This is a genomic window from Vibrio sp. NH-UV-68, from assembly GCF_042940635.1.
Classification (GTDB): Bacteria; Pseudomonadota; Gammaproteobacteria; order Enterobacterales; family Vibrionaceae; genus Vibrio; species Vibrio pacinii.
On the sequence record NZ_CP134975.1, the window covers coordinates 921,857 to 941,776 of the forward strand.

The 19,920-nt window shown below is 46.5% G+C and carries 21 protein-coding genes; all 21 read left to right on the forward strand.

All coding sequences use genetic code 11. The annotated features are described in order from the left end of the window. The first annotated feature begins 16 nt into the window (after positions 1–16). The gene (flhA, locus tag ViNHUV68_RS04340) at positions 17–2,110 is read left to right on the forward strand and encodes a flagellar biosynthesis protein FlhA (RefSeq protein ID WP_038177026.1); all 2,094 of its coding nucleotides are present in this window, start codon (positions 17–19) and stop codon (positions 2,108–2,110) included. 29 nt (positions 2,111–2,139) lie between these two features. Next, positions 2,140–3,636, forward strand: a complete 1,497-nt coding sequence (gene flhF / locus ViNHUV68_RS04345) for a flagellar biosynthesis protein FlhF (RefSeq protein ID WP_038177024.1) — start codon at positions 2,140–2,142, stop codon at positions 3,634–3,636. A gap of 13 nt (positions 3,637–3,649) precedes the next feature. Next, positions 3,650–4,537, forward strand: coding sequence for a MinD/ParA family protein (locus ViNHUV68_RS04350; protein ID WP_038177023.1), 888 nt, complete (start codon positions 3,650–3,652; stop codon positions 4,535–4,537). Continuing rightward, positions 4,530–5,258: an RNA polymerase sigma factor FliA gene (locus ViNHUV68_RS04355; RefSeq protein ID WP_038177022.1), complete on the forward strand. Its 729-nt coding sequence runs from the start codon at positions 4,530–4,532 to the stop codon at positions 5,256–5,258. Before ViNHUV68_RS04350 ends, ViNHUV68_RS04355 begins: the two co-directional genes overlap by 8 nt. Positions 5,259–5,310: 52 nt before the next feature. Continuing rightward, positions 5,311–5,679, forward strand: coding sequence for a chemotaxis response regulator CheY (gene cheY / locus ViNHUV68_RS04360; protein ID WP_038177020.1), 369 nt, complete (start codon positions 5,311–5,313; stop codon positions 5,677–5,679). Positions 5,680–5,716: 37 nt separating this feature from the next. After that, positions 5,717–6,439 carry a protein phosphatase CheZ gene (locus ViNHUV68_RS04365; RefSeq protein ID WP_391089521.1) on the forward strand — a complete coding sequence of 241 codons (723 nt, stop codon included), beginning with the start codon at positions 5,717–5,719 and terminating at the stop codon, positions 6,437–6,439. 9 nt (positions 6,440–6,448) lie between these two features. Then, a complete protein-coding gene (locus ViNHUV68_RS04370) occupies positions 6,449–8,653 on the forward strand; it encodes a chemotaxis protein CheW (RefSeq protein ID WP_391089522.1) in 2,205 nt (734 codons plus the stop codon). Positions 8,654–8,677: 24 nt separating this feature from the next. Next, on the forward strand, positions 8,678–9,787 hold the full coding sequence (locus ViNHUV68_RS04375; RefSeq protein ID WP_038177018.1) for a chemotaxis response regulator protein-glutamate methylesterase: 1,110 nt from the start codon (positions 8,678–8,680) through the stop codon (positions 9,785–9,787). Between the two features lie 9 nt (positions 9,788–9,796). Further along, positions 9,797–10,573, forward strand: a complete 777-nt coding sequence (locus tag ViNHUV68_RS04380; protein WP_038177017.1) for a ParA family protein — start codon at positions 9,797–9,799, stop codon at positions 10,571–10,573. Further along, positions 10,566–11,603 (forward strand): chemotaxis protein CheW, encoded by a 1,038-nt coding sequence (locus ViNHUV68_RS04385; RefSeq protein ID WP_391089525.1) that lies wholly within the window; start codon positions 10,566–10,568, stop codon positions 11,601–11,603. Before ViNHUV68_RS04380 ends, ViNHUV68_RS04385 begins: the two co-directional genes overlap by 8 nt. 37 nt (positions 11,604–11,640) lie before the next feature. Then, positions 11,641–12,135, forward strand: coding sequence for a chemotaxis protein CheW (locus ViNHUV68_RS04390; RefSeq protein ID WP_038177015.1), 495 nt, complete (start codon positions 11,641–11,643; stop codon positions 12,133–12,135). After that, positions 12,135–12,629, forward strand: a complete 495-nt coding sequence (locus tag ViNHUV68_RS04395; RefSeq protein WP_391089527.1) for a DUF2802 domain-containing protein — start codon at positions 12,135–12,137, stop codon at positions 12,627–12,629. Before ViNHUV68_RS04390 ends, ViNHUV68_RS04395 begins: the two co-directional genes overlap by 1 nt. Before the next feature lie 187 nt (positions 12,630–12,816). Continuing rightward, positions 12,817–13,437 carry a cytochrome c biogenesis heme-transporting ATPase CcmA gene (gene ccmA, locus ViNHUV68_RS04400; protein ID WP_038177013.1) on the forward strand — a complete coding sequence of 207 codons (621 nt, stop codon included), beginning with the start codon at positions 12,817–12,819 and terminating at the stop codon, positions 13,435–13,437. A 2-nt stretch (positions 13,438–13,439) separates the two neighbouring features. Continuing rightward, complete coding sequence (gene ccmB, locus ViNHUV68_RS04405; RefSeq protein ID WP_038177012.1) at positions 13,440–14,108, forward strand: heme exporter protein CcmB; 669 nt, start codon at positions 13,440–13,442, stop codon at positions 14,106–14,108. Positions 14,109–14,205: 97 nt separating this feature from the next. Next, positions 14,206–14,958, forward strand: coding sequence for a heme ABC transporter permease (locus ViNHUV68_RS04410; RefSeq protein WP_038177011.1), 753 nt, complete (start codon positions 14,206–14,208; stop codon positions 14,956–14,958). A 3-nt stretch (positions 14,959–14,961) separates the two neighbouring features. Continuing rightward, entirely contained in the window at positions 14,962–15,168 is a 207-nt protein-coding gene (gene ccmD, locus ViNHUV68_RS04415; RefSeq protein ID WP_391089530.1) for a heme exporter protein CcmD, read from the forward strand. Next, a complete protein-coding gene (ccmE, locus tag ViNHUV68_RS04420; RefSeq protein ID WP_038177009.1) occupies positions 15,165–15,650 on the forward strand; it encodes a cytochrome c maturation protein CcmE in 486 nt (161 codons plus the stop codon). Before ccmD ends, ccmE begins: the two co-directional genes overlap by 4 nt. Then, complete coding sequence (locus tag ViNHUV68_RS04425; RefSeq protein ID WP_038177008.1) at positions 15,647–17,605, forward strand: heme lyase CcmF/NrfE family subunit; 1,959 nt, start codon at positions 15,647–15,649, stop codon at positions 17,603–17,605. The genes ccmE and ViNHUV68_RS04425 overlap by 4 nt, the downstream gene beginning before the upstream one ends. Beyond that, positions 17,605–18,159 carry a DsbE family thiol:disulfide interchange protein gene (locus tag ViNHUV68_RS04430; protein ID WP_038177007.1) on the forward strand — a complete coding sequence of 185 codons (555 nt, stop codon included), beginning with the start codon at positions 17,605–17,607 and terminating at the stop codon, positions 18,157–18,159. The genes ViNHUV68_RS04425 and ViNHUV68_RS04430 overlap by 1 nt, the downstream gene beginning before the upstream one ends. After that, positions 18,156–18,638 carry a cytochrome c-type biogenesis protein gene (locus ViNHUV68_RS04435; RefSeq protein ID WP_038177004.1) on the forward strand — a complete coding sequence of 161 codons (483 nt, stop codon included), beginning with the start codon at positions 18,156–18,158 and terminating at the stop codon, positions 18,636–18,638. Before ViNHUV68_RS04430 ends, ViNHUV68_RS04435 begins: the two co-directional genes overlap by 4 nt. After that, positions 18,638–19,855 carry a c-type cytochrome biogenesis protein CcmI gene (gene ccmI / locus ViNHUV68_RS04440; protein ID WP_391089533.1) on the forward strand — a complete coding sequence of 406 codons (1,218 nt, stop codon included), beginning with the start codon at positions 18,638–18,640 and terminating at the stop codon, positions 19,853–19,855. The genes ViNHUV68_RS04435 and ccmI overlap by 1 nt, the downstream gene beginning before the upstream one ends. Positions 19,856–19,920: the final 65 nt, after the last annotated feature.

Sequence of the window (19,920 nt, forward strand, 5' to 3'; positions counted from 1 at the left end):
TTGTAGCTGCTCAACGATGAAGTTTACTCTGCCGTTTGCACATAAATTACCGCCGATCCCGCAACGCGCGATGCCAGCGATTGGCGCACCTATTATGGTGCTGTCGACGTTGGCTATGGTCATTTTGCCCATCCCGCCGTTTTTGCTCGACTTGTTTTTCACCTTCAACATTGCGCTGTCAATGGTGGTGTTACTGGTAACGGTTTATACACGTCGTCCACTAGATTTCGCGGCGTTCCCTACCGTACTGTTGATTGCGACTTTGTTACGCTTGGCATTGAACGTTGCTTCAACGCGTGTGGTTCTACTCTATGGTCATGAAGGCGCGAATGCTGCAGGTAGCGTAATTGAAGCTTTCGGTAGCGTGGTGATTGGTGGTAATTACGCCGTCGGTTTAGTGGTGTTCCTCATCTTGATGATCATCAACTTTATGGTAGTGACCAAAGGTGCAGGGCGTATTTCTGAAGTGAGTGCGCGCTTTACCCTCGACGCTTTACCTGGTAAGCAAATGGCGATTGATGCCGACTTGAATGCCGGCCTCATTGATCAAGACCAAGCACGTACCCGCCGTCAGGAAGTGACCAAAGAAGCGGACTTCTACGGTTCAATGGACGGTGCGTCGAAATTTGTTAAAGGCGATGCTATCGCCGGTATTTTGATTCTCTTTATCAACATCATCGGTGGTCTTTCCATCGGTATGGTTCAGTACGATCTTGGTTTTGGTGAAGCTGTCGAAATCTACACCTTGCTAACCATTGGTGATGGCTTGGTCGCACAAATTCCTTCGCTGTTGCTTTCGATTGGTGCGGCGATCATGGTCACGCGTCAAAACACAGATGAAGATATGGGACAGCAGGTGGTGTTCCAACTGTTTGATAACCCGAAAGCATTGATGATCACTGCGGTGATTCTTGGTGTGATGGGTATTGTTCCTGGAATGCCTCACTTCGCTTTTCTACTGCTGGCTGCTATCGCCGCGGGCTGTGCGTATATGATTCAGCGTAAGCAGAAAAAAGCGGCTGAGAAACCGAATTTACCCGCCAACACAGATCAAGACTCACCGACACCGAAAGAGCTTTCTTGGGATGATGTCCAACCCGTTGATATTGTTGGCTTAGAAGTGGGCTATCGTTTGATTCCTTTGGTCGATAAAGATCAAGGGGGCGAATTGCTAGAAAGGGTTAAAGGGGTACGGAAAAAGCTCTCACAAGACTTTGGCTTTCTAATCCCTGCCGTACACATTCGCGACAATTTAGAATTAACGCCAAATAGCTACCGAATTACTCTGATGGGAGTCGCGGTGGGCGAAGCAGAAATCCGTCCAGATATGGAGTTAGCGATTAACCCCGGTCAGGTCTATGGTCTGATCGAAGGTGAGCCAACAATAGATCCCGCCTTTGGCTTGGAAGCGGTATGGATTCGTGAAGAGCAGCGCGAGCACGCACAAGCATTGGGGTACACAGTGGTGGATTCATCGACAGTACTGGCGACCCATTTGAGTCAACTACTGACCAACAACGCCTCACAGCTGATTGGGCACGAAGAGGTGCAGAACCTGATTGAAATGCTCGGCCGTAGCACTCCGAAGTTGGTGGAGAGTTTTGTCCCTGAGCAATTGCAGTTAGGTGTGGTGGTTAAAGTCTTGCAGAACTTACTCAATGAAGCCGTGCCTATTCGAGATATTCGCACCATTGTTCAAACCTTGTCCGAATACTCAAGTAAGAGTCAAGAACCTGACATTTTGACTGCTGCAGTTCGTATTTCACTGAAACGACTAATTGTTCAGGAAATCAATGGGATAGAGCCAGAACTGCCCGTTATTACCCTAATTCCTGAGCTGGAACAAATATTGCATCAAACTATGCAAGCTTCTGGTGGCGAATCCGCGGGAATTGAACCTGGTTTAGCAGAGCGACTTCAATCGTCGTTAAGTCATGCAACGCAAGAGCAAGAGCTCAAAGGCGAACCCGCGGTTCTGTTGACATCCGGTGTGTTACGTTCAACGTTGGCTAAATTTGTTAAGAATACGATTCCTTCGTTAAGAGTTCTCTCTTACCAAGAAATCCCTGACGAGAAACAAATTCGCATTGTTCAAGCTGTCGGCAACTAGTTCTAATGCGTTGAAATACGGTACTCAATTTGAAGATTAAACGATTTTTTGCCAAAGACATGCGCACCGCCTTGCTTCAGGTTAAAGCTGAACTGGGTGACGATGCCGTGATCATGTCAAATAAAAAAGTTTCGGGCGGAGTTGAAATCGTTGCTGCTGTCGATGGCGAAGGTGCAAATCGCATTGGTGCTGGCAATAGCAATAGTCAAGGCTATAACTCGGCCCCAAGAAATACGCCGCCTCGTCAGGCTTCTAACTCAATGCCGAGCACGCCTAAGCGAGCGCTCGACGATGACCGTGTGAGCCTGCAGTCACAAGCGGACTCTGGACGTTCAATGACCAAACGCTTTGCGAACATGCTTAAGCAATACAGTTATGGTCAAACCGATGCAGGCGGTCGAGAGGAGGAAGAGAGTTCAGACTCTTTATCGGCCTTGTTAAAACGTCAAGCCTCGTCTCGTCCTCACAGCCAAGAAAATGTTCGAGTAAAAGAAGACTCACCGTTAGCGCGCCTTATTGCAGAAGATCGTCGTATTGACAAACCTGCGGCCAAACTTGATCCCACACGCTATGAGCGTTCGCGTCAAAACGAACCAAGCATGTCGAGTGACGATCTCGAAGAGATGAAAGAAGAAATGACATCGATTCGTCGCCTGCTCGAACATCAAGTTTCGGGCTTAATGTGGCAAGAGGTCGAGCGACGTGAACCACTTAGAGCGATGTTAATTAAGCGCCTTGAACGCATGGGGGTCTCTTCCGATCTCGCCGACCAACTGGCGTGCTATATCCCAGAAGACACCCCTCCGACTAAAGCGTGGAAAGCGCTGTTGGGTTTAGTGTCTGACCAAATACCAATTTCTAAGCAAGATATTTTAAAACGTGGCGGTGTTGTTGCGCTGCTTGGCCCGACAGGGGTAGGCAAAACAACCACGGTTGCAAAACTGGCCGCACGCGCGGCGATGGAGTTTGGCGCTGATAACGTCGCGCTCGTTTCTACCGATACTTATCGTATTGGTGCACATGAGCAATTAGCGATTTATGGACGAATTATGGGATGTCCTGTAAAAGTCGCTAAAGATTCCAATGAGTTAGCCGATGTAATATATCAGTTACGAAATCGTCGCCTAATTCTGGTTGATACAGCAGGTATGGGGCAGCGTGATGTAAGGCTGTCTGAACAATTAGACACGCTTATGCATGAGAGTGGTGAGGTCATCCACAGTTATTTAGTGCTTCCTGCCACTGCACAGCGCAAAGTACTGCAAGAGACTATCGACCATTTTAAGCGTATTCCACTGTCTGGATGCATTATGACTAAACTGGATGAATCCCTGAGTTTAGGTGAATTCGTCAGTGTAGTGGTGCAGAATGCACTGCCAGTGGCTTACATCGCGAATGGACAACGAGTTCCCGAAGATATTGTGATAGCGCAACCAAAGTATATGGTCGCTAAAGCAAATGAATTACTTGAGAAGTCGACAGATGATGAACCTCACTACTGGAATAGTGAAGCGGAGAGGTTCTAGGCGGCGGACGATTATGACGAATAATATGATACAAGACCAAGCAAGCGGATTACGCCGCTTAACACAACCTTCTTTGACTAAAGTTATCTCGGTGACGGGTGGTAAAGGCGGTGTTGGTAAATCAAACGTAGCTTTGGGTATGGCGATCTCAATGGCGCGTCAAGGCAAAAAAGTAATGGTTCTTGATGCCGATTTAGGTTTGGCGAACGTTGACGTAATGTTGGGTATTCGACCAAAACGTAACTTAGGTCATGTTTTAGCCGGCGAATGCGAGCTGAAAGATGCTATTGTTGAAGGACCACACGGTATTCGCATTATTCCCGCGACATCCGGAACTCAATCTATGACTGAGCTCTCCCATGCGCAACACGCCGGTCTTATCCGTGCGTTTGGTAGTTTAGAAGATGAAATGGACGTATTGATTATTGATACGGCCGCAGGGATTTCTGACATGGTGGTGAGCTTTTCACGAGCGGCTCAAGACGTGGTAGTGGTGGTGTGTGATGAACCAACATCAATCACCGATGCCTATGCTTTGATTAAGTTGTTGAGTAAAGACCACCAAGTACCACGCTTCAAAATTGTTGCAAATATGGTCAGAAGTTATCGCGAAGGTAGAGAATTGTTCGCAAAGTTGACCTTGGTCACAGAGCGATTCCTGAATGTGAGCCTTGAGCTCGTCGCATGTATTCCGTTGGATGATAAAGTTAGACAAGCAGTTAAAAAACAAAAAATTGTTGTCGACGCGTTCCCAAGATCTCCAGCGGCGTTAGCAATCGGTTCGTTGGCAAGTAAGGCACTTACTTGGCCAATACCTAGAACACCGAGTGGACATCTTGAGTTTTTTGTCGAACGCTTACTAAACAGACCAGAGATGTTAGAGGAACCATTTGGTGAATAAGGCCTTGACCTATGACCAGTACGCCAACCAAAACAGTCAACGTGTATTTTTAGAGAAATACTCGGTGCTTGTGAAGCGTATTGCTCACCATTTGCTCGGGCGTTTACCGCCAAGCGTGCAGGTGGAAGATCTTATTCAGGCGGGCATGATTGGACTACTTGAAGCTCAAAAGAACTATGATGGTAGTAAAGGAGCGAGCTTCGAAACGTATGCAGGCATCCGAATACGAGGTGCTATGCTAGATGATATTCGTCGCGGTGACTGGGTACCACGTTCAGTACATAAGTACAATCGTGAAGTTAGCCAAGCGATATCTGCGCTCGAAGGTGAGTTGAATCGAGACCCAACTGATTCAGAAGTCGCCCAACATATGGGAATTGGCTTAGAGCAATACCATACGATTTTAACCGATATTAGCTGTTCACGTTTGGTAGGTATTGAAGATCTTGGCGTTTCCGAAGATGTCATTTCATCTGGAGATAGCGAAGCAGAGAATTTACCCTTTCAAGGCGTTGCCGACGAGTATTTTCGTCAAGCTTTGGTCGACTCGATCAAAACTCTGCCAGAACGAGAAGCACTAGTACTTTCGCTTTATTACGATGAAGAGTTAAACTTAAAGGAAATCGGTGAGATAATTGGTGTTAGCGAGTCACGCGTTAGCCAAATATTGAGCCAATCAATGCAGCGTCTACGCACAAAGTTAAGTGCTTGGACAAAATAATGAGTAAAAATCACTGATCTCGAACTCAGTGGAGGCAATTTTGAATAAAAACATGAAGATCCTTATTGTTGATGATTTCTCAACAATGCGACGTATCGTTAAGAACTTACTTCGTGACTTGGGTTTTAACAACACCCAAGAAGCAGACGACGGCTTAACGGCGTTACCTATGCTCAAGAAAGGTGAATTCGACTTTGTCGTGACAGATTGGAATATGCCAGGTATGCAAGGTATTGACCTTCTCAAGCACATCCGTGCAGACGATGGGTTGAAGCATTTACCAGTATTAATGATCACTGCAGAAGCGAAACGTGAGCAGATCATCGAAGCTGCGCAAGCGGGTGTTAATGGCTATATCGTTAAGCCATTCACTGCTGCGACATTGAAAGAAAAACTAGACAAAATTTTTGAGCGTTTATAGTCAAGGGATTGATTATAAGTTAAAAGGCCAATTCAGAATGATTTCATTAGAACAGGCAAAAGAACTCGTAGCACTGCTAGAAAGTGGTCAGCAACAAGACGCGAATGTTCTTGTTAAAGGCATCTACGAAAACGCTTCAAACCCAATGCTACAAGAGATTGGTGCATTGACTCGTGATTTACACGAGTCGATTAAACACTTTAGTGTGGATGAGCGTATTAGCGAGATAGCCAAGGACGAAATCCCTGATGCTAGGGATCGCCTCCAGTACGTTATTGACAAGACCGAAGTCGCCGCGAATAAAACCATGGACGCTGTCGATCGATGTATGCCTATTGCTGACAACTTGCATGAAGGGTTACTCAAAGTGCGTCCGCAATGGAACGAGCTGATGCGTGGTCGCATTGAACTCTCTGAATTCAAAGCGTTATGTCATCATATCGATGAACTATTAACAGAAGTCGAAGGCGATAGCTCGGAATTAAGAGGGCAATTGACTGAAATCCTAATGGCTCAAGATTTCCAAGACTTAACTGGGCAAATCATTAGTAGAGTGATTAACCTTGTTAATGAAGTTGAGGGTAGGCTAGTTGAAATACTGACCGCATTTGGTTCTAGCCATTCAGAACATGATAGTGCAAATAAAAACAACAAATCAGCAACGGATCCAGAAGGTCCTATTCTTAACCCTCAAGAAAGGGAAGATGCCGTTTCATCACAAGACGAAGTCGACGACTTACTCTCGAGTCTTGGGTTTTAGAGGTAACATATGAGCTACGAATTAGACGAAGACATTCTTCAGGACTTTTTAGTCGAAGCAGGAGAGATACTAGAACTTCTCTCTGAGCAATTAGTCGAGCTAGAAAATAACCCTGATGATAAAGATCTGTTAAATGCTATTTTCCGTGGTTTCCACACCGTAAAAGGTGGCGCGGGCTTCCTAGCGTTGACTGAACTTGTTGACACCTGTCACGGTGCAGAGAACGTGTTTGATATTTTGCGCAATGGCCAGCGTAAAGTCAGTTCTGGCTTGATGGATACCATGTTAAAGGCGCTTGATACGGTTAACGAACAATTCCAAGCTGTACAAGATCATCAGCCTCTACCCAAAGCCGAACAAGCACTACTCGACGAGCTACATCGACTCAGTGACCCTTCCGCGCCTGATGATGCAGACTCTGTTATCGCTGAGCAACCTGTTGTTGACGAAACGCCTGTTGAAGCACCACAAGTTGAACAACCTGCTGAATCTAAACAGATCTCTGCTGGTTCAATTGACGAAATAAGCCAAGACGAATTTGAAAAATTGCTCGACGAACTGCATGGTTCTGGTAGTGCTCCTGGCGCGGCAGCAGCTCCGGCGGCTCCCGCTACACCGCCATCATCGGCACCAAGTAGTCAAAGCAGCGGCGACATTACCGATGATGAGTTTGAGAAGCTTCTTGACGAACTTCACGGCTCAGGTAAAGCGCCTGGCAAGAACGAAGTGGCTGCACCTGCCTCACCACCTGTCACGCCAACCGCTCCAGCTTCTGCTGAGGTGGGCGACAGTGATTTAATGAGTGATGAAGAGTTTGAAAAACTCCTCGATGACTTGCATGGTTCTGGTAAAGGTCCTTCAGTAGAAGAACTCGAAGCGGCTACTAAGCCAGCTGCTGCGGTTAACCCTGAACCTGTGGAGCCTGTACAACCAAAACCTGAGGCAAAGCCAGCACCAGTACCTGTGCAAGCAGCGCCTCAACCGCCAGCTAAAAAAGAAGCGACGCCACCAGCAACACAAGCGAAAAAGCCACAAGTGGATGCAACTGTTCGTGTTGATACCTCAACGTTAGACACCATTATGAACATGGTGGGTGAGTTAGTTCTGGTGCGTAACCGCCTGTTAAGCTTAGGGCTTAACAGCAACGACGAAGAAATGTCGAAAGCGGTTTCCAACTTAGATGTAGTCACTGCCGATTTGCAAGGCGCGGTAATGAAAACGCGTATGCAGCCGATTAAGAAAGTCTTCGGTCGCTTCCCTCGCGTTGTTCGTGATTTGGCGCGAAGCCTTAACAAAGACATTACTCTTGAAATGCGTGGTGAAGAGACCGATCTTGATAAAAACTTGGTCGAAGCGCTTGCTGATCCATTGATTCACTTAGTGCGAAACTCGGTTGACCACGGCATTGAAATGCCAGATGACCGAGTGGCCGCTGGGAAGCCGCGAACTGGTAAAGTTATTTTATCGGCATCTCAAGAGGGTGACCATATCGAGTTAGCTATCGTCGATGACGGTGGTGGTATGGACCCAGACAAGCTCCGCGCTATTGCGGTTAAGCGCGGGATGATGGATGAAGACGCCGCGTCTCGTTTGACCAACAAAGAGTGTTTTAACCTTATCTTCATGCCTGGCTTCTCAAGCAAAGAAAAGATTTCCGACATTTCTGGCCGTGGTGTAGGTATGGATGTGGTTAAAACCGCGATTAATACCCTAAACGGCTCTATTGACATCGACTCTGAGCTTAGTAAAGGGACCAAGATAACCATCAAGGTGCCGCTGACATTAGCTATATTGCCAACTCTTATGGTTGGTGTGGCGAATCACCCATTTGCACTGCCTCTTGCCAGTGTTAGCGAGATTTTCCACCTAGATTTAGGTCGTACCAATGTCGTTGATGGCCAGTTAACCATCATAGTACGCGACAAATCGATACCACTGTTCTATCTGCAGAACTGGCTTGCCCCTCAAATGGGTCAAGTAGAACGTGGTAAAGGCCATGGCCATGTGGTCATTGTCCAAATTGGTAATCAACGTGTTGGTTTTGTAGTTGATACCTTAATTGGACAAGAAGAAGTGGTCATCAAACCGCTTGATAACCTATTGCAAGGTACACCCGGTATGGCTGGTGCGACAATTACCAGTGATGGTCACATCGCTCTGATTTTAGATGTGGCAGATTTGCTCAAGCAGTATGCTGCTGCTTCACGAATCTAAGTCGTGAGATAAAGAAGGACGCATATGGCGATCAAAGTACTAGTTGTAGATGATTCGAGTTTTTTCCGCCGCCGAGTGAGTGAAATTATTAACGCAGAGCCGCGTTTAGAAGTCATTGATGTGGCGACTAATGGTAAAGAAGCCGTTGAAAAAGCACTACGAATCAAGCCTGACGTCATCACTATGGATATCGAAATGCCAGTCATGGACGGCATTACTGCCGTTCGTGAAATCATGGCGAAAAGCCCTGTGCCGATTTTGATGTTTTCATCGTTAACCCACGATGGTGCTAAAGCAACCTTAGATGCGCTTGAAGCTGGTGCGTTAGACTTCTTACCAAAGAAGTTTGAAGATATCGCACGTAATCGTGATGAAGCGGTTACCTTATTGCAACAGCGCGTGATTCAAATCGCATCAAAACGAGCGTCAATGCGCCGCGCAATCGTAAGGCCGGCCGCATCTGCTCGTTCAGATACTGCCACTACGCCAAACCGTACCCCCATCCGACCTACAGCAGCCAAGCCTGTTGTAACAACGCGATTTAAAGCCAGTGGCAAGAAATACCAACTGACTGCGATCGGTACATCAACGGGTGGCCCTGTCGCATTGCAGAAAATTTTAACTAAGCTTCCGTCAAACTACCCGCATCCTATTGTGCTCATTCAACATATGCCGGCCACGTTTACGGCAGCCTTCGCTAGTCGACTTAACTCGCTGTGCAAAATTCAAGTGAAAGAAGCGCAAGATGGTGATCTACTCAAGCCGGGCGTCGCTTACTTAGCGCCAGGTGGCAAGCAGATGATGATTGATGGTAGGCCGGGCTCAGCAAAATTGCGCATCATCGATGGTGGTGAACGGATGAACTATAAGCCTTGTGTCGACGTGACTTTCGGTAGTGCCGCTAAAATCTATTCCGATCAAGTACTCTCAATGGTGCTGACTGGAATGGGCGCTGATGGGCGCGAAGGTGCTCGGATGCTGAAAAATTCGGGTGCGACGATTTGGGCGCAAGATGAAGAGAGTTGTGTCGTTTATGGCATGCCGCAAGCTGTTGCTAAAGCAGGCATTTCTACAGAAGATTTGCCGCTAGATAGAATCGCTGAACGTATGTTAGTCGAAGTCGGTCTAGCATAGAGGTTTCACATGATTGTATGGAGCATAGCAAACCAAAAAGGCGGTGTGGGTAAAACAACCACGACCATTACCCTTGCGGGTTTGCTTAGTAAGCAAGGAAAGCGTGTACTCTTGGTCGATACCGATCCGCACGCTTCATTGACCACTTATCTTGGTTATGACTCGGATACGGTGTCCTCAAGCCTTTTTGATCTCTTCCAACTAAGAGAATACACCGCGCAAACGGTGATGCCTCTGGTGATGAAGTCAGATATTGAAGGTATCGACTTGATCCCCGCGCATATGTCATTAGCCACTCTAGATCGAGTGATGGGCAATCGCAGTGGCATGGGTCTGATTCTTAAGCGCGCTTTGTTGGCCATTCGTGACCGTTATGATTATGTACTGATCGATTGTCCTCCTATTTTAGGTGTGATGATGGTCAATGCGTTGGCGGCGAGTGATAGAATTCTTATTCCTGTGCAAACAGAGTTTCTTGCGATGAAAGGTTTAGAGCGCATGGTACGCACGTTGGCTATCATGCAAAAATCACGCAATAAGCCGTTCAAAGTGACCGTAGTGCCAACGATGTACGACAAAAGAACGCGTGCTTCTTTGCAAACGCTACAGCAATTGAAGAAAGATTACCCTGACCAAGTCTGGTCATCAGCGATTCCGATCGATACTAAATTTAGAGATGCCAGCTTAAAGCATTTACCCGTATCTCACTTTGCATCGGGAAGTCGTGGTGTGTTTGCTTACAAGCAACTACTTATTCATATAGAGAGGTTAGCCATTGATGACTAGCCAATCATTGCTATCGAGTGAACAAGCCCTTGACGATTACTTTTCAGCATTACTTGCAGAGGAAGTCGAGCAAGATGAGATAGAACCGCTAGAGAGTGACGCAACGCTAGCCATTGTGGCTAAAACCGAAACTCATGAACTTGAACCAATGATGCAGTCGGTGCAAGAAAAAAGTTATTTTCATACACCGGCTACTGAAGTCGAAGTGCCAAATCTTGAAGATGTGGAACGTCTACTTAAGCAGCTAGAAACTGACAACCCCGTTGCCGAGCTTGATTTAGAGCAGGTAATGGTGCAAAACACGCTCGAGATCGCCCAAGTACAGCCAGAGACAGTAACTGCGGTTGAGGAAATTCAAGAGTGGGACTTAGTAGAGCCTGAGCTCGATATTGACGTCGAGCAAAGCGTAGAAACCGTCACTGAGTCAATCGAGCCTATTGCCCAAGTCGCAGAGTCGTTGGACACTGAGCTTGAGGTGGTCACCGAGGGTGAGACATTCGTTGATACCAATCTGACCACTGACGCCGAATTAGCGACACAACCAAGCCATAAGTTGGGTGATTGGCATTCTACACAGCGCGATGTTGAGTTTCCGGTACTTTACTTTGACGTTAATGGCGTCACTTTTGCGGTCCCTCTTGACGAGCTTGGCGGTATTCACCGTATTGCGGAAATGAACCATCTTATCGGTCGGCCTGACTGGTATCTCGGCTTGCAAACCAGTCGTGAGGCCCAGCTGGATGTGGTCGATACCGCGAAGTGGGTGATGAGTGAAAAGCTCAACGACGACACTTATAAAGAAAATTACCAATATATTGTGATGTTGGGTGAGAGTATGTGGGGATTGGCCTCAACTCAATTGAAGGGAACCGAAGCCCTAGACCCAGCAATGGTACGCTGGCGAGAAACTGCCGGGAAAAGGCCGTGGCTTGCTGGCATGGTGAAAGAAAAAATGTGTGCTTTGATCCACGTTGAAGCATTGATAGCTATGCTTAATGCAGGACTTGATGTTAAAGCATTAGATAATTAGAACATTTATGCCGATTTAGGCTTAGAGAGGATAAGGTATGTCTCAAACTAATGAAGTTGAAGTAAGAAAAGACCAGTCAAGTGACGAAGTGCTTCAGTGGGTGACGTTCCAGCTAGAAGAAGAAACCTACGGCATTAATGTCATGCAAGTGCGCGAAGTGTTGCGTTACACAGAGATTGCCCCTGTACCTGGTGCGCCTGACTATGTTTTAGGTATCATTAATCTTCGCGGTAACGTAGTCACTGTCATCGATACTCGCTCACGTTTTGGTTTGATGGAAGGTGAGATCACCGACAATACACGAATTATCGTGATTGAGTCTGAACATCAAGTGATTGGTATTTTGGTGGATAGTGTCGCTGAAGTGGTTTACTTACGTTCTTCTGAAATTGATACAACACCAAGTGTCGGTACCGATGAAAGTGCTAAGTTCATTCAAGGTGTCAGCAACCGCGATGGCAAGCTACTCATTCTGGTTGATCTCAATAAACTACTCACTGATGAAGAGTGGGATGATATGGCTCATCTGTAATGGATGCGAGTTGGATGACAAATGCTCCGGTGATCGCTGGGGCTATTGTTTCAGTCATACTGCTGTTTTTTTTGGCACTTTTTCGACTCAAGCAAGGACAAGTTCGTGCTTCTGAACATATTCGTCAACAGAATCGCCACTTAGATAAAGAACTGCAAAAAGCCAATAAGCAACTGTTAGAAGTACGCTCGGTCGTGGTTGGGCTTGGGCAGAAAGTCAGTGAGCAGCAGGATTTGATCCAACACTTAGGTGAGCGTATTACTGAATTAGAACAAGTCGATAGTGATGGGCGACTTTATTCTAGAGCCACCAAGATGGTTCAATTAGGGGCCGATCTGGAAGAGTTGATTGAAGAGTGTGAATTGCCTAAAGCGGAGGCCGAGCTGATGATGTCGCTGCAAAACAAAATCACGGGCAAAGAAAAAATCCCCCCTTTAGAGAGCGGCTTTGAACGTCGCCAAGATTCTCGTCGAAGAACAACCAGTAAGAAATAATTGCTAAAAAGTGCCTAAGGGCACTTTTTTTATGTCTGGTTGTAATCATTTAGTGGTAGTTACTAAGGTTTGTGGTTAGATATTAACAGATTCTTACTTAGTTTCGTGATTCGTATAGGTCTATTTCTGTTTTGCCATCAATAGGCTGTGGTAAGATACAGCCTCGAAATTTATCTAGTGATCCCAAATGTTAGAAGTATCTCAACTGACCGCGATTAGAGATGAAAGAATTTTGTTTGAATCTCTGTCTTTTACTATAGATTCTGGCGAATTAGTTCAGATTGAAGGACGAAACGGCACCGGTAAAACCACCCTTTTGCGCATCATTACAGGGCTGGGTGACCGTGACAATGGCGATATTTTTTGGGATGGTGAACAGATAGAGTCTAATCGCGATGCTTTTCATCAAGAGTTGTTGTTTTTAGGCCATCAAACCGGTGTTAAGCGTGAACTGACCGCGTACGAAAACCTCCGTTTTTACCTCAGCATTCATGCCAAAAAGCGCGTTGATAAAGCAACAGTTTATCAAGCGTTGACCAAAGTTGGCCTTGCTGGGCGTGAAGATGTTCCTGTTGCACAGCTTTCTGCTGGCCAGCAGCGTCGTGTTGCCTTAGCGCGTTTATGGTTGAGTGATCATAAGCTATGGATACTTGATGAACCCTTAACCGCGATTGATAAGCAGGGGGTTAAAGTTCTTGAATCACTGTTTTTGCAACATGCTGAAAGCGGGGGCATTGTGATGCTAACCACGCACCAAGACATGTTTGCTGACAACCCAAAACTTAGAAAAATTAAACTGGGTGACTAACCATGTTTGGGACCATCAATAGTATTATCAGACGAGAGCTTCTCATCGCTTTTCGCCGACAAGCGGATATTTTTAACCCTTTGTGGTTTTTTATTATCGTCATTACCCTGTTTCCGCTTAGTATCGGCCCTGAGCCTAACTTGTTAGCACGTATTGCGGCCGGTATTGTGTGGGTCGCCGCGCTGCTTTCCGCCCTATTATCACTTGAACGTCTATTTAGAGACGATTTCCAAGATGGTGCCTTAGAGCAGATGATGTTGATGCCCGTGCCTTTACCTGTGGTCGTGATCTCGAAAGTGATTGCGCACTGGCTACTGACGGGGTTGCCGTTAATTATTATCAGTCCGCTGCTTTCGGTGCTGCTATCGCTCGATTTTAATTCCTGGCTTGGTGTCGTGCTGACCCTACTCATTGGTACGCCAACCTTGAGCTTTATTGGGGCAATAGGCGTGGCGCTGACGGTTGGATTACAAAAGGGTGGCGTATTACTTAGCTTGTTAGTATTACCCCTCTACATCCCAATTTTGATTTTTGCGACCTCAGCCATTGATGCGGCATCTTTAGGAATGGCGTATAACGGACAACTGGCCGTCTTAGGTGCGATGTTAATGGGCGCAATGACCTTAACGCCTTTTGCTATTAGTGCGGCGTTGCGAGTTAGCGTCAATTAATGGCTACGGCCAACCAATAGTTACCCTTTATAAAATACAATAACGAAAAATTGTTTAGCCCAAGTTAAACGAAACTGAAGTGAGAGTGAGAACGACAATGTGGAAATGGCTTCATCCTTATGCCAAACCAGAATCGACTTATCAGTTGTGCGGTAAGTTACTGCCTTGGTTTTCCATACTGGCGCTGTTGTGTTTATCTGTTGGTACTGTGTGGGGGCTTGCCTTCGCGCCATCAGATTATCAACAAGGCGACAGTTTCAGAATTATTTATATTCATGTTCCTTCGGCAATTTGGTCGATGGGTGTTTATATGTCGATGGCGATTGCGGCGTTTATTGGCATCGTATGGCAGTTGCGCTTATCGGATATGGCCGCCGCAGCCATGGCACCTATAGGCGCAGTGTTTACTTTTATTGCGCTAGTAACGGGTGCGGTATGGGGCAAACCTATGTGGGGAACGTGGTGGGTTTGGGATGCTCGCCTTACGTCTGAACTGATTCTTCTATTTCTCTATTTGGGTGTTATTGCGCTTTATCACGCATTTGACGATCAAAAAACAGCGTCAAAAGCGGCTGGCATTTTAGCGATTGTTGGTGTGGTTAATCTACCGATAATTCACTTTTCCGTCGAGTGGTGGAACACACTGCACCAAGGCGCGACGATTACTAAATTTGAACAACCGTCTATCTCGAATGATATGTTGTGGCCGTTGCTACTCAATATCTTTGGTTTTGCATTTTTCTTTGGCGCACTAACAATGATTCGCTTACGCAATGAAATCATTAATAAAGAGAGTCACCGTCCTTGGGTGATGACGCTAGCCAAAGTGACATCTCAGAGAGGGGATTAAGCGATGTATTTTGAATCTTTGAGTGATTTTGTTGCGATGGGCGGCTACGCCGGCTATGTCTGGAGCGCATTTGGCATTACGTTTGGCGCGATGTTGATTTTACTATGGGTAAGCGTAAGCCGTGGGCGTCGCTTACTCAATGAAGTACAAGCTAAGGTTGATAGGCAAGCGCGTATTGATGCTGCGAAAAATTTGGAGAATACGTTATGAACCCAAGACGTAAAAAGAGGCTCGGCATTGTTCTTGCGGTCTTTATTGGTATCAGTGCCACTGTTGGTTTAATGCTTTATGCTCTTAATCAAAACATGGATCTATTCTACACGCCGACCGAACTGGTCAACGGCAAGCCTGACGGGACAAAGCCTGAAGTCGGTCAACGACTACGTATTGGCGGTATGGTTACGGTAGGGTCAGTTAAACGTGACTCTGAGTCACTGCGTGTTTCATTCGAACTGCGTGATGTTGGGCCAACCGTCACCATCGTCTATGACGGTATTCTTCCTGATCTGTTCCGTGAGGGGCAGGGGATCGTCGCTCAGGGCGTCTTAAAAGATGCGACAACAGTTGAAGCATTTGAAGTGCTTGCAAAACACGATGAAGAGTATATGCCTTCAGAAATTGCAGAAGCGATGAAAAAAACGCATGAGCCACTTCAGTACTCAGAAACACAGATACAAGGAAGCGACCAATGATTGCGGAAATCGGTCATTTTGCGATGATCATCTCTTTGGCTCTGGCCGTGCTACTCAGCATTTTGCCATTAGTCGGAGCATCGCAAAATAATACGCTACTAATGAATAGCGCCAGGCCTCTATCGTGGGGAATGTTCCTGCTGCTCGCGTTGTCATTTGCGGTGCTATTGTGGGCGTTTTACACCAATGACTTCACCCTCAATTATGTCGCGAGTAACTCTAACAGTCAGTTGCCTTGGTACTACCGTTTAACGGCAGTTTGGGGAGCACACGAAGGGTCGCTACTTCTTTGGGTTCTGATACAAGCAGGTTGGACGGTCGCGGTTGCGTCGTTTAGCCGTGGCATGCCGCAAGAATCTGTCGCGCGCGTGCTTGCGGTGATGGGGATGATCACGGTTGGTTTCTTGCTGTTTATTATCCTCACATCGAATCCATTTTTACGTACTTTACCTTTCTTCCCGGTAGATGGCCGAGATTTGAACCCACTACTACAAGATCCGGGTTTGATCATTCACCCGCCAATGTTGTACATGGGCTATGTCGGTTTCTCAGTGGCGTTCTCGTTTGCGATCGCGTCATTGATGACAGGTAGACTCGACACTGCATGGGCGCGTTGGTCTCGTCCATGGACAACTGCCGCATGGTTATTCCTGACACTCGGCATCGCGTTGGGGTCGTGGTGGGCTTACTATGAGCTTGGCTGGGGCGGTTGGTGGTTCTGGGATCCAGTTGAAAACGCATCATTTATGCCATGGTTGGCTGGTACGGCATTAATGCACTCACTGGCCGTGACAGAGAAACGCGGTACGTTCAAAGCGTGGACGGTATTATTGGCGATTTCGGCCTTTTCATTGAGCTTGCTAGGTACCTTCTTAGTACGCTCAGGCATTTTGGTTTCGGTGCATGCGTTCGCATCTGATCCTGCACGCGGTATGTTTATCCTTGGCTTCCTAGTGTTTGTTATTGGTGGCTCACTGCTATTGTTCGCGGTTAAAGGTGCGGCAGTGCGTGTGCGCGGTAACTTCGAGCTTGTTTCGCGTGAAAATGTGTTGTTGGCCAATAACGTATTGTTAATTGCCGCGTTGGTGGTGGTTCTGGTTGGTACATTATTACCACTGGTTCATAAACAGCTCGGTTTAGGCTCGGTATCAATTGGTGCCCCTTTCTTTGATATGCTATTTGCTTGGTTGATGATCCCGTTTGCTTTCTTGCTTGGTATCGGTCCATTGATTCGTTGGAAACGCGATCAGCTTTCCAGCTTAATCAAACCAATGGCTGTATCAGGGGTTGTTTCGCTAGTTTTTGCGGCGGTATTTGTTCACCTGTTCTCAGACTACTTCCAATTTATGGCGTACCTAGGTTGGGTGATGGCGCTGTGGATTTTGACAATGCACGGTTTTGAACTGCATCAACGAGCCACTCACCGACACAACTTCATTGAAGGGGTGAAAAAGCTTCAACGCAGTCACTGGGCAATGATGTTAGGTCATGTTGGTCTTGCGGTGAGTGTTATTGGTATTGCGATGGTGCAAAACTACAGCATTGAGCGTGATGTACGTTTGGCGCCCGGTGAGACGTTTGAAATTCAAGGGTATGACTTTTTCTTCTCAGGGGTTCGTGATAAAGATGGTCCGAACTATGACGGCTATATCGCTGACTTTGAAGTCACGTTAGACGGCCGTTACGTCAACACTTTACATGCAGAAAAGCGTTTCTACACCACAGCGCGTTCAATGATGACCGAAGCGGCGATAGATAGAGGCGTCACACGCGATCTTTACATCGCGATGGGCGAGCGCCTTGACGATAATAAATCTTGGGCAGTGCGTATCTATTACAAACCGTTTGTCCGTTGGATCTGGGCTGGTGCCTTATTGATGTCGTTAGGTGGCGCTCTAGCCATTAGTGATAAACGCTATCGTTTTAGAAAGAAGACTAAGTTGGAGGAGGCATAATGAATAAGAAACTTTTGTTTATTCCTCTGGTGATGTTTCTAGGTTTAGTGGCGGTATTTGCCACTCAACTTATCAAAAACCAGCATGGTGATGACCCAACCAAGTTGGAATCGGTTCTGGTCGGAAAAAATGTGCCAGATTTCCGACTCGAAGACTTAGCCGAACCTGGCAAGCTTTACGATCAGGCTATTTTTAAGGGCGAACCTTTGCTGCTTAACGTGTGGGCGACGTGGTGCCCAACTTGTTACGCTGAGCACCAATACTTAAATGAGTTGGCTCAACAAGGGGTCAAAATCATTGGCATGAACTATAAAGACGATCGCGAAAAAGCGGTTGGCTGGTTAAACGACTTAGGTAATCCCTATTTAATTAGCTTGTTTGATGGCAACGGCATGCTTGGTCTTGATTTGGGCGTGTATGGTGCACCTGAAACTTTCTTGATCGATGCTAATGGCGTTATCCGTTATCGTCATGTTGGCGACGTCAATCCAAATAATTGGGGCGCGACGCTTAAGCCAATGTATGAGGCCTTACTCGCGGAGGCGAACCAATGAGAAAGTGGTTACTTACATTCGCGGCAAGCTTGATGTTAGCGTTATCTGCTCATGCGGCGATTGAAGTGTATGAGTTTGATAGCTTAGAGCAAGAGCAGCAGTTCAAAGAACTCGGCAGTACCCTGCGTTGTCCAAAATGTCAAAACAACACCATTGCCGATTCTAACGCAGAACTGGCGGTTGATTTACGTCATAAAGTATATCAAATGACCAAAGAGGGTAAGTCAAAGCAAGACATCATTGACTACATGATCGCTCGCTATGGCAACTTCGTGACTTATAACCCGCCATTTACTATTGCAACGTCAATTTTATGGTTGGGGCCAGTTGCCGTTGTTCTGTTTGGTTTTGGCTTTATTGTTATTCGCAGCCGCAAGGCGCGCGTGCAGTCAAGCAAAAGCCAACAGCAATGGGATGAAGAAAAAGAAGCGCGACTCAAAGCGCTACTTGATGAAAAGAATGATGGAGATAAGCAGTAATGGCACTATTTTGGATCGCTTCAATCATTCTTGTCGCAATCAGTGTGGTGGTGATTGCACTGCCGTTTATCAAGCAGAAGTCGAACAACGACGCGCAGCTTCGAGATGAACTGAATAAAGCATTTTACAAAGATCGTCTCGAAGAACTCGCAGAAGAAAGTGACGAAGGCTTAGTGGGAAATCAGCAAGAACTTATTGATGATTTGAAGCAATCGTTGCTTGATGACATCCCTGGCGATACGTCGAGCGAAGTAGAAAACAATACCTCATCTTGGTCGATTATTGTTCCCTCTGCGCTATTAGTGGTTGGTCTGTCGTATGGCCTATACTTTAAATTTGGCGCGTCTGATGAAGTGGTGCAGTGGCAACAAGTAAACGCCAACTTACCTGCGTTGTCGAAGAAGCTAATGTCGCCACAAGGTACTGCACTTAGCGATGATGAAATGCAAGATCTGACGCTTGCGCTTCGTACTCGCTTGCATTATCAGCCGGACGATTCCACGGGTTGGTTGTTACTTGGTCGTATTGCTTTAGCTAATCGTGATGTTGATACGGCAATTGGCGCGATGAAAAAGGCCTATAATATTGAATCGGACAATACCGATGTGATGTTGGGTTACGCGCAAGCTTTGATGTTATCACAAGACGACGTTGACCAAGACAAAGCCCGCAGCCTACTAGGTAAGCTTGTTCAACAAGATTATGTCGACTTGAAAGTGTTCTCTTTGTTAGCGTTTGATGCTTACGAACGTAAAGATTACTCTGCCGCCGTGCGCTATTGGAGCATCATGCAGCAGATGATTGGTGCCGAAGACAGCCGTTACGAGATGCTTTCCCGCAGTATCGAAAATGCGCAAAAGCAAATGGGTCAGCAAGTTGGAGAAGGCAAATCTGTCGCGGTGACGATTTCTCTTGGCGATCAAGTCCCTGTCGACAGCAATGCTGCACTGATTGTATCTATTCACTCCGCTGATGGTTCACCTATGCCTGTTGCCGCTGCGCGATACCCTGTTGGCACATTCCCACGTACTGTTGTGCTCGATGATGGCAATAGTATGCTAGCAGATCGTAAGCTTTCATCACTTGATTCACTATTGGTTCGTGTCCGTATAGATAGTGATGGTAACGTTGCAACCAAACAAGGGGACTGGTTTGGTGAGAGCGAAGCCGTTAGAATGGGCGAACCCGTTGATGTGGTGATTGATAACCAGTATTGATAACTACTGGTTATAGGATGACGAAGGCTGGTGGAAACATCGGCCTTTTTTAATGGATATTATAA